Annotated in this window: 7 protein-coding genes and 1 tRNA gene; 6 read left to right on the top strand and 2 right to left on the bottom strand. The window is 35.4% G+C overall.

What is annotated here, in order from left to right:
- Positions 1 to 92 precede the first annotated feature (92 nt).
- The 6 genes from AC07XN_RS20515 to AC07XN_RS20490 all read left to right on the top strand — a co-directional run bounded on the left by AC07XN_RS20515 (position 93) and on the right by AC07XN_RS20490 (position 7,303).
- Positions 93 to 2,540, top strand: coding sequence for a tetratricopeptide repeat protein (locus AC07XN_RS20515; RefSeq protein ID WP_494744394.1), 2,448 nt, complete (start codon positions 93 to 95; stop codon positions 2,538 to 2,540).
- 107 nt (positions 2,541 to 2,647) lie between these two features.
- Entirely contained in the window at positions 2,648 to 3,376 is a 729-nt protein-coding gene (locus tag AC07XN_RS20510; RefSeq protein ID WP_309913524.1) for an ABC transporter ATP-binding protein, read from the top strand.
- Positions 3,377 to 3,540: 164 nt separating this feature from the next.
- Positions 3,541 to 3,613, top strand: a tRNA-Met gene (locus AC07XN_RS20505).
- Between the two features lie 153 nt (positions 3,614 to 3,766).
- Positions 3,767 to 4,675, top strand: coding sequence for a GTPase Era (era, locus tag AC07XN_RS20500; RefSeq protein WP_309913526.1), 909 nt, complete (start codon positions 3,767 to 3,769; stop codon positions 4,673 to 4,675).
- Positions 4,676 to 4,911: 236 nt separating this feature from the next.
- The gene (gene der / locus AC07XN_RS20495; RefSeq protein ID WP_309913531.1) at positions 4,912 to 6,234 is read left to right on the top strand and encodes a ribosome biogenesis GTPase Der; all 1,323 of its coding nucleotides are present in this window, start codon (positions 4,912 to 4,914) and stop codon (positions 6,232 to 6,234) included.
- A gap of 157 nt (positions 6,235 to 6,391) precedes the next feature.
- Entirely contained in the window at positions 6,392 to 7,303 is a 912-nt protein-coding gene (locus tag AC07XN_RS20490; RefSeq protein WP_494744393.1) for a DMT family transporter, read from the top strand.
- A gap of 5 nt (positions 7,304 to 7,308) precedes the next feature.
- On the opposite strand, the gene AC07XN_RS20485 is transcribed toward AC07XN_RS20490, so the two are convergent.
- The gene (locus AC07XN_RS20485; RefSeq protein WP_494744392.1) at positions 7,309 to 8,352 is read right to left on the bottom strand and encodes a WD40/YVTN/BNR-like repeat-containing protein; all 1,044 of its coding nucleotides are present in this window, start codon (positions 8,350 to 8,352) and stop codon (positions 7,309 to 7,311) included.
- Between the two features lie 107 nt (positions 8,353 to 8,459).
- Complete coding sequence (locus tag AC07XN_RS20480) at positions 8,460 to 11,123, bottom strand: T9SS type A sorting domain-containing protein (protein WP_494744391.1); 2,664 nt, start codon at positions 11,121 to 11,123, stop codon at positions 8,460 to 8,462.
- Positions 11,124 to 11,428: the final 305 nt, after the last annotated feature.

Here is an 11,428-nt window from a genome sequence, read left to right as displayed (position 1 = left end):
ACTTACGTCCCTCGCTAGAGAATGAATAACATGATATTTTTTAAAACAGCTTAATCGCCTTGCCTTAATAAAGCTTTAATTATCGTATCAATATGCATTCAATACAATTCTGGAGAAATTGGCAGAAACCTTCTCGCATACTTTATTTTTTTTCATTAAGTATTTTATTATTGACCCTAATTGCCTTCATTTTCTTTTATTTTAAAGGCTTAGAAAATGTCATCCATTGGAACATACTCAGTGAACTAGGAGAAGTGCCTTTTATTCTAGACCAATTTAATATAGGCAAAGAAACGCTTTCGTTTCCTACCAAAACTTTTATTGTTACCGAGCAGTTCTTAGCATCGACCATGGAGATTAATCTTATTGGTAATTATATTTTTATAGGACTTTTTGCCTTCGGTGCTGTCTTAATCGTTTCGGCACTTTCAGCACTTGCACGCTTTTGGTATTTAATGGCGATGGGGCTTGTTATTTTACTATTGGTTACCTTCAATTTTGAGTTATTGTATAATGTAACTAACCGATATTTTACCATAAGTTTGATTGTACTCTATGCAGGGCTTAGTTATTACTTTCATGCTTTTCGCCCAGCTATTAATATTCTTACAAGGTTTATAAGTTTCTTATTAATAACAGTACTAGTAACCTTATTCATTGCTTATACTGCCAAGGTAAATAGTCCTTTTTTACTATTAGCCAGTTACCGAACAGCAGGTGCAATGATATTGAGTACCGTATTTATTTTTATGATTGCCTACGAAATCGTCCAAGGTTTTGTAGTGCTTACGACGTCTGCTAAGAGTCCGCAGGCTTTAAAGAACTTTATCTTGATTTCCGCTATTTACCTTATCAATGTGTTGTTAGTTTTTTTGCATAACAATAAAACCATTGATTGGGAAATGATTTACATCAACCCCTTTATATTACTTGTTGTATCCACAACATTAGGTATTTGGGGTTTCAAAAAAAGATTAGCTGGCAATAAAGAAATTATTGATTTTGAATCGGCAGGAGCATTTATTTACCTCGGCTTGGCCATCATTACTTTTGCCACTAACGCACAAGCCTTTGCTACAGGAAATGACCCAATGATTGAGGTATTAGAAGATGCCATTACCTATACCCATTTGGCAATGGGTATATTGTTTTTTATGTATGTTTTAGTAAACTTCTTACCTATTTTTAAGCAAGGTTTTGAGGTACATAAAGTAGTTTTTAAACCCCTAAACTTACCTATTTGGACTACCAGAGTATTATCTGTTATCGTGATTGCCGCACTGTTGGTGTTGAAAAATTTCTTTCCATTCCAACAAGCCAATGCCGCTTATTATAACGCCTTGGGCGATTATTATGCTTTTGATAAGCAATTTAGAATAGCAGAATCTGAATACCAGTCAGCGCTAATCTATGAATATCGAAACCATAAAACCAATTATGCCTTGGCATCTTTGGCACTATGGCAAAATGATAATGAAAGAGCAGCCCTTTATTTTAGAAAAGCTTTAGCGAAAAACCCTTCTGCCTTTGCTTATGAAGGCTTGAGCCGTTCTTTTTATGAAGAAGAACATTTTTTTGATGCCATGTTTACGCTGAAAGAAGGATTACAAAAATTCCCTAATTCGGGTGAATTACAGAATAATCTAGCCTATTTATACAACAAATCTAATTTGATAGATTCTACGGTGTTGTATTACGACATGGCGATTAAGAATGCCCAAAAACCAGCAGTTCCGTCAAGTAATCTTTTAGCATTTTGGGCAATGAATGGAAAGAAACAAACGATAAAGGAGTTACTAGCCAAGCCTGAAAATATTCAATATGCTTCCTATCAGGCTAATATTGCTGCGCTTAAGAACATTGCTAATGTGGAAGATGTTTCAAAGGATGATTGGAAGGTAATATTATCGCCAGATTCCGTATTGAGCAATATATCAGACTTCGCTTGGATATATAACCAAACACTTTTTCAGAAGTCAAAAGGTGAAAGATTCCCTTTGCTTCGATTATCAGAATTAGAAGACAATGAAGTGCATGCAGAGGATTTACACTTTGCAAACATTGTTCAGGAATATTATAAAGGGGATAAAATATCGACTTTCCAAAGCCTGTATTCTTTAGCCGCTGCCGATTCTACTGATAAAAAAGGGAAGTATTATCAATTATTATTAAATACTTTGTTGAAAAAAGAATCTGTGGAAAAAGTAGATATTTCAGCGTTGAAAAACTTGACTACTGATGGCTTGAAACAACACCCCCTTAATGAATTGGTAGTACAAAAAGCCATACAAATTTTTAATCAACAGAAACAAGGAGAAAAGGCTTATCAGGCCGTATTGAATGGGATAACTTGGCGGAAAGACTCGCCCGTTTTATATCAATTATATATTCTACAAGCCTTAGAAATTGGGATGAAAGATTACGCAACAGATGGATTGAAGATATTACAAAAATTATCTCCAACCGACTATCAGCGTTTTCTGCCGACCTACCAAGCTAAAATACAATCCATAGAAAAGGTAAGTGCTGGTTTTCAGTAATTTTTTAAGTTTGTTTAATGTAAACTATTAGTGGGTCAAAAAAAGAAAAATAAATTGCATTTTCTTTCATCAGCCTATTAAATACAAATCTTTACCACTCAGGAAAAATGAAAATTATTGAAACTAGCCATATCTCCAGACGTTATGTAATGGGTGCAGAAGTAATTCAAGCCTTGAAAGATGTAAGTATTTCAGTGAGTAAAGGCGAATATGTAGCCTTTATGGGGCCGTCGGGTTCAGGGAAATCTACATTGATGAACATTATTGGTTGTTTGGATACCCCTTCTACTGGCAGGTATATACTAAATAATCAAGATGTAAGTGAAATGTCTGAAAATGAATTGGCCACAGTTCGTAATAAGGAAATTGGGTTTGTTTTTCAAACGTTCAACTTATTGCCTCGCCAATCTTCTTTAGAGAACGTAGCACTACCATTGATTTATGCTGGTTATAATAAAGCCGACCGTATTGAGAAAGCGATGTTAGCCCTAAAAGGTGTTGGACTAGAAAACCGTGCTGGACACAAACCTAATGAACTTTCGGGGGGACAACGCCAACGTGTAGCCATTGCTAGAGCATTAGTAAACGATCCTTCTATTTTGTTAGCCGATGAGCCAACAGGTAACTTAGATTCAAAGACATCTTACGAAATCATGGATTTGTTCGATCAGCTTTATTCTAAAGGCAACACCATAGTAATGGTAACGCACGAAGATGATATTGCTCAATATGCACACAGAATTGTAAGATTGCGCGATGGTTTAGTGGAATCTGATAAGATAAATAACAATGTTAAAAAGGCAAAAGACTTGATGGCAGGTCTTGAAGGACATTGAAAATGAAATAATTTGAAGTTTTTTAAATTGTAAATTGCTGATTATCATTCGGTTGAAGTATTTGATAAATTAAATATAAAATATTTTAGTTTTTTATTTCAGTGAATGCTTGCAGAATAAAATAAGTTTCGTACCTTTGCAGTCCAATCAAATGGAAACAACACCGCAGGATGGAGCAGTAGGTAGCTCGTTGGGCTCATAACCCAAAGGTCACAGGTTCGAGTCCTGTTCCTGCTACAGAGAGAAGACGAGTCATACGACTCGTCTTTTTATTTTAAAATTAATACAATTCGTTTTGTCATCCCGTAGGGAACTCGTTAGCTACTCCCCAAAACTATCTTGATTCCTTCCTCTACTGATTTCAGTAATTTTGACAAATAAACGAGGATAATGATGGAAACAATTAATCATAAAGCTGGCTTTGTCAGTATTGTCGGAAAACCAAACGTTGGAAAATCTACTTTGATGAATGTCTTGGTGGGTGAACGCCTTTCAATTATTACTTCAAAGGCACAAACTACTCGCCATCGTATCATGGGTATCTTGAATGGTACGCATAAAGGGACTGATTTTCAATTAGTTTACTCTGATACCCCTGGAATTATTCTTCCAAAATACGAGTTACATAAATCAATGATGACTTTCGTGCATAGTTCTTTAGAAGATGCCGATGTGATATTGTTTGTTACAGATATTTTTGAGAAGTATGATGAAGACGATGTTATCAATAAACTAGCAAGAATAGACCACGTACCAGTATTGTTGTTAATTAACAAGATTGATTTAGCAACTCCAGAACAGGTTGAAGAAAAGATAGCCCATTGGCGCGAACGTTTCCCAACACAAGCTATTATTCCGATTTCTGCCTTGAAAGAAGAAAATATTGGTCAGATTTTTGATTCTATCGTTGAACAATTGCCATTACATCCTCCGTATTTTGATAAAGAGGAATTAACTGATAAGCCTGAACGTTTTTTTGCATCAGAGATTTTAAGAGAGAAAATCTTCTTGAACTATAAAAAAGAGATTCCTTATTCTTGCGAAGTAGTAATCGTTTCTTTCAAAGAAGAAGACAATCTTATCAGAATCTCAGCAGAAATTTATGTGGAAAGAGTAACGCAAAGAGCCATTCTGATTGGTCACAAAGGAGAATCTATCAAAAAGGTAGGTACTCAGGCACGTGAAGCAATGGAGAAATTCTTTGGTAAAAAAGTGTTCTTAGAGCAATTTATCAAAGTAGAACCAGATTGGCGTTCAAAAGCACAAAAAGTAAAATCATTTGGTTATAGTCAAGACTAATGAATTTGAAAATTTGAAAGTGTGCTAATTTGAAAATGTTTCTTAAATGATTTTTTAAATATAATTAGCTCAAAGCTGAAAGCTCACTGCTGATAGCTGATAGCCATTCTACCCTAATTTTTAACAGTATATTGTAATCTTTAACGTTGAGTTGCTTGTTAAGCCAAGATTGAGCGACTGATATTCAGGAAATTAATCATAAAAGGTACGCAGGGAACAGCTCAAAAAATTAAAAAATGTCAAACATTGTTGCAATTGTAGGTCGCCCAAACGTGGGTAAATCTACCCTTTTTAATCGCCTTATCGAACAGAAAAAGGCTATTATGGATAACGTTTCAGGCGTTACACGTGACCGTCACTATGGATATGGTGAGTGGATTGGTAAATTTTTCACCATTATTGATACTGGTGGATATGTACATGGTTCTGATGATACCTTTGAAGGTGCCATCCGTGAACAAGTAGAAATGGCAATCGAAGAAGCAGACGTATGCTTGTTTGTAGTAGATTGTTCTACAGGAGTAACCGATTTAGATAAAGACTTTGCTAAAGTGCTTCGTCGTTCAAAAAAACCTGTTTATATTGTAGCCAATAAAGCTGATACTTATGAAAAAGGTATGGAAGCTGTTGAGTTTTATGAATTAGGAATGGGCGAGCCTTATCCTATTGCAGCAGAAAGTGGTTCGGGAACAGGAGATTTATTAGATGCTGTAGTGAGCCATTTCCCTGAAGAAGGAATTGAAAACCCGAATGCTGGAATTCCTAAAATTGCTATTTTAGGTAAACCAAACGTAGGTAAATCATCTTTCTTGAATGCGCTATTAGGAAAAGAAAGAAGTATCGTAACAGATATAGCGGGTACAACGCGTGATGCCATTGATAATCACTATACCTTGTTTGGGAAAGATTTTATCATTACAGATACTGCGGGTATTCGTAGAAAAGCTAGGATTGATGATAACATTGAATATTATTCAATATTGCGTTCAATCAAAGCAATGGAAGAATGTGATGTAGCAGTGATTATTGTTGATGCTACAACGATTGATGTCCAAACGGGTTTACAAGCACAAGATATGAACATCATATCAATGGCTGATAAAGCTAAAAAAGGTATCGTGTTGATGATTAATAAGTGGGATTTGGTTGAGAAAGATTCAATGACAGCAAAACGCATTGAAGATGCGGTTCGTCAAAGAATGGCACCAATCAATTATATGCCAATTATCTTTACTTCAGTAAAAGATAAGCAGCGTATTTTCCAAGCAGTAGAAAAAGTATTGGAGGTATATGAAAATAAAACCCGAAAAATTCCTACTTCTAAATTGAATGATGTGATGTTAAAAGTGATTGAAAACTATCCTCCGCCAGCTTGGAAAGGAAAGTATATCAAAATCAAATACATGACTCAATTACCAACTAAAGCACCATCTTTTGTAATGTTCTGTAACTTACCACAGTATATTCGTGAGTCTTACGAACGTTATTTAGAAAATCAAATGCGTGAGCACTTTGATTTTAATGGTGTACCGATTCAGATATTTTTTAGAAAAAAATAATAATAAACATCATGAAAATGATTTCAGCATCTTGGTTACTTCTCGCTATCAGCCCCCAAGGCATGAGATAAGTAACTATTTGATATGAATTTATTGAAAAGACCTTTCTCAGCAATGTGAAAGGTCTTTTTGTTTTTACCTTAATTTTAAATAAACCATGACGAAAAAAAGCAAGTTTCAGTATTTTGTTGGAGTAATGTTAGTATTGACAGGCGCAATTTTATTTGCAGGAAAAGCTGTTCTGGTAAAGTATAATTATCTACATTATCACGTAGATACTGTTTCTTTGTTAGCCCTAAGAATGTTGTTCTCAGCACCATTTTATCTGATAATTCTATTCTTTCAACAGCAAAAACAACTAGACCAAGTAAAGCTCACTACACGACAATGGTTTTGGATGTTTGCTATTGGGTTAGTCGGGTATTATTTGGCTTCACTTTTTGATTTCTGGGGTTTAAATTATATTACTGCCAGTGTAGAACGCCTTATCCTTTTTATATATCCTACTATTGTAGTAATTATATCTGCCATTTTTTTAAAGAAGCCTATTTATAAAATTCAGTACATAGCTTTAATAATTACCTATCTCGGCGTAGCGATTGCTTTTGTCCCAGACTTGCAATTAGGTTTGCAAAAAGACTTAGTGATAGGCTCAATCCTGATTTTCTTGAGTGCCTTTACCTATGCTTTATACTTAATTGGCAGTGGCGAAATGATTCAAAAAGTTGGTGCGCTCCGATTTACTTGCTATGCCATGCTTATTTCTACGGGTATGGTCATCGTACATTACTTAGTTTCAGTAGGGAAGGGATTACTATCTTATGAAGCAGGGGCTTATTGGCTGAGCCTTGCGATGGCTGTATTTTCTACGGTTATTCCTTCGTTTATGATTTCTGAAGGAATAAGACGCATTGGCTCAGGCAATGCGTCTATTATTGGAAGTGTCGGGCCAGTAGCCACCATTATTATGGCGAATATTTTTTTAGATGAAAGTATTACTGCTTGGCAATTAGCAGGAACCTTTGTGGTGCTATCTGGCGTATTAATGATTTCTTGGAAAGGGAAATAATAGCTTTATTCTTTTTCTAAAAAAGATGTATCTAATTTGGCGATGTTCCCTCTTCCTCCAACTGCCCAAATGCCATTTCCCATAATACTAATGGCATGAAATGTTGAGGTATCAATCGCTTTCCACGACTTTCCAAAATCTTTTGAATAACTAGTTCCTGATGGCCCAACGGCTATCAGGATTTTTTTCTTGTAAACGGCTACCCCTTCTTTCAAACCCGCAGGGTTTGTTTGTGGAGCATCAACCCAAGTTTTACCGCCATCACTTGTCAGTAAAACATTCGGAATGGCTTTATTAACTTCTAAATAATCACCACCCACAGCAATGCCATGATTAATATCCCAAAACCTCATACCAAATAATCCACTGGCTTGGCTCGCCGACATCGTTGTGTTAATTACGTCCCAATTATTACCTTGGTCAGTACTTCTGAAAATTCTTGAATTTTTTGCTCCACCAGTGCATATATATACATTGCTTTTTCCTGAAACAATCAAACTTGTTCCACTGGCTGCAAAGGCTGCTTCGCCCTCTTGGTTACTAGGAATATTCTCTGGATTAATCGGTATCCAAGTCTTGCCACCATCTTTTGTTTTAATAATAAAGAAATGCCCGTTAATAGGGTCACTAAAAGCGATACCATTTTGTTTATCCCAGAAATCGATACCGTCAAAGAAAACGCCTTTTTCATTAGTTTGGTAAACGATATTCCAACTTTTACCACCATCCTCAGTACGGTATATTTTAGCATTCCCTTTTTCGGCCTCGCCTGCACTCACCAATATAGCCTTGTTTGCATCGAAAGCATGGACGTCTCTAAAATCCAATTTTTCGGCTTCAGGAACTTGCTTTACCTCCCAAGTTTTTCCTCCATCAAGCGTTTTAATAAAAGTCCCTTTTGAGCCACCAATCCAAACGATTTTATCTGATACGGCATGCACCGCCCTAAAGCTTGCATCCGTATTGATGTTTTGTTTAAGCCATTGAGCATGGGTATGGATGGCAATTAGCGTCAGTAATAGGGAGGTGAAATATTTAAGGGTTGTCATTGATGAAAGATTTAATGTTAAATGATTTGTATTACGAATGTACAAAAAAGCCCAATAAAAAAGCCTTCTCAATTTTGTTGAGAAGGCTTTAACATGATTTTTTAAAATTATCTATTAACAATAATACGTTTTGTTAAATCAAAATTTGCTGCTTTGAAACGAAGCATATATTCGCCTTCATTGTTATTTCTTAAATCAATGATTACTTTGCCTTTGATAGTTGGTAAAGTTCCTGCATAAATCTGTCTTCCTAAAAGGTCGTAAATCAAAATCTCTGGATTGTCATAATCAGCTAATGTTTCAATGGTTAACAAACCATTGCTTGGATTAGGATAGATAGATAATCCTGCGAAACTTGGGTCTTCTTTGAAAGAAAATGCTTTAGAGAAATTTGAAAAACATGCTAACTGACCACCAGGTGCTGTAGGAATCGCAAACAATGTTTTAATTCTCGCTGTATAGTCTCCAAATCTATTGGCTTTAATGATTCCTTCTTTGAATGCTAATACTTCCGAACCATACTTCCATTCATATTCGTTTCCAGCAGGGAAATTAACCGCTTTTAACGTATAAGTACCGTCTTTTTCAATAGATGCTGCTGATGCATCAGGGTTGTTTCTAACAATGATGTTAATCGGTGCTGATTTTGGTGAGATACAACCCGTGCTAGTATTTTTCGCAAATGCAGTATATTCTCTTGAAATATCTACAAAAGTACCTTGGCTATTAATAGAAGTTAAATTAAGGGTTTTTCCCACATAGCCTGTACTCCATGTTACTTCAAAAGCACTTGTTGCTACTAAGTTTACAGTATTGATTTTACTATAATCATCATTGCTTCTTGAACAGAATATTGTTGCGCCATCAGCAGCAATCGTTGGTGCATCTGGTACAGGCAAAGCAACAGTTGATACTAGGTCAGATGAAGGAGAAATACAGCCACGTGGGTCAATTACTTTTACAGAGAAAGTCCCTGTAGTTTTTACTGTAATAGACTTTGTTGAATCTTTACTACTCCATATATATTTTGTTTTTTCACCATTGATTAAATCCGAAGAAGTAATAATTACGCTTTGGTCAGCACAGAAAGATAAATTTCCACTTGAAGTAATCGTTGGCTTAGCAGGCAATGCATAAACAGTAACTTTTACTAAGTCAGACGAAGGCGAAGTACAGTTATTTGCATCGATAACAGCTACTGTCAAGTCTTTAGAAGTACTTAACGTGATTGAGCGAGTCGTTTCATTGTTACTCCAAATATATTTAACATTTGGGGTTGATGTTAAAGTAACCGATCCACCATCACAAAATGCGATTGGACCACTTGCTGTAACAACAGGTTTCGCAGGAAGTGCATTTACTTTAATCGTTGTAGTATCTGATGATTTAGACACACAACCTTTGGCATCAATTATTTGCAAAGCGTATTTGCCTGCAACTTTAATATTAGCGATGGTTCTAGTAGTGGCCCCTGTATTCCAATTGTAGCTAAAGCCCGCTGTTGATGTAAGAGATAATGTATCGCCAGCACAAATAGTGGCATTTGCTTTTGATGAGGTAATAACAGGCTTAGTTGGTAATACAAGCGCTGTTAATTTTACAGGTTCAGAAAGTGCAGAACGACATTCTAATACTTTTTCAACACCTAATACTTGAATAGTTGCCGTTTTGTTGAATGATTTTACTGAACTTAATGAGCCTAAGCTATCTTGTTTTACCCCATTGATATACCATTCATATTTGGCTGTTACTGCACTACTATCTGCTTTTAAAGAAACGGTTTTATCTTCACAAAATTCTAATGCACTAGCAGTAATAACAGGTTTTGTAGGAACTGTAACTGCTTTTAGAGAAACCGCGTCAGATATTGGAGAAAGACAACCAATTCTAGATTCTACAGATACTACTTGAATAGAAGCTGTTTTGTTGAATTTTTCAATGTGACTTACTGTACCTAAATTATCTTGTTTTACACCATTTACATACCATTGATAATTCTTGATAAATTGAATACTATCAACTTTCAGCGTAGTACCTATGTCTTCGCAAAAAGTAGGTGCTTCAACAGTAATTTTAGGTTTAGGTAACGAGTAAAATTCAGCATAAACCTGACCACTTGCATAAGCAGGAGCCTGAGGGCATTCTGGAGATACTATTGATAAATAATAAAAACCTGACTGATTAACAGTTAATTCAGGTGTTCCGATTCCTTTTGTTGATGGGTCTAACTGTGCACCAGAAGTAACATGGCTCACACCTCTTTCCCATCTATATATATAGTTTGGATTGGTAATACTTGATTTCAACGAAATAGTCTGACCATCACAAACCACTTTATTGTCTTGAATAATGTGTGGAACAGTTGGTGCTGATAAATATTTTACATCCAAATGATTTGAATGTGCGCTAACACCATTTCCTACGATGGTACAAGTAGCATAAACCGTTGTATTTGCTGTGATTTCTAAGAATTTTAACTCAGTAGTAGGAGTATTCAATCCTAAATCGCGTCCATTAGAATCATACCAAGTGATTGTTCCAGTATTACAACCAGAAGATCTTAATACTACAACGCTTCGAGGATCACCAATGGATTGATAGCCACATCTATCTATTCCTACATATTGAACAGTTGGGGCGTCTGGAATGGAGGTGTTTGTAGAGTTCTTATTCTCTTCTGAAATTGAAGTGGAACCATTCGCTAAGACAACACCTAAAGACGCTATCAGAAACAAAATGACTAAGAGTGTTCTTTGAGTAAAGTTGTTCATAATTAAAATTTTTTTTTTGGTAAAATTTTTAGGTTGAGATTTTAGAATGCATCAGAAAATTCGCTTAAATGCACGTAGCAATTTACTTATTTTATTCTAAATATCTAAATAAATGCTATGCCTTGTAAAGTTTAGAGTAAAAATAAGACAGGAGTCGCTTAAAACCATAAAAAAAACATTAAACTTTTTGATTTAGATAATTTAAATGCTTTACCGTATTGGATTTAGTGATTATTAAATCTATTTGTTTCAAAATTTGCAGGATATTGATACAATTTAATACCATTGTCAATCGTGTATTAAGA

It is taken from the genome of Arcicella sp. GW458-12-2-14-TSB2 (genome assembly GCF_059423785.1).
The sequence above is the reverse complement of the archived record's forward strand: the minus strand, read 5'-3'. Positions and strand labels throughout refer to the sequence as shown.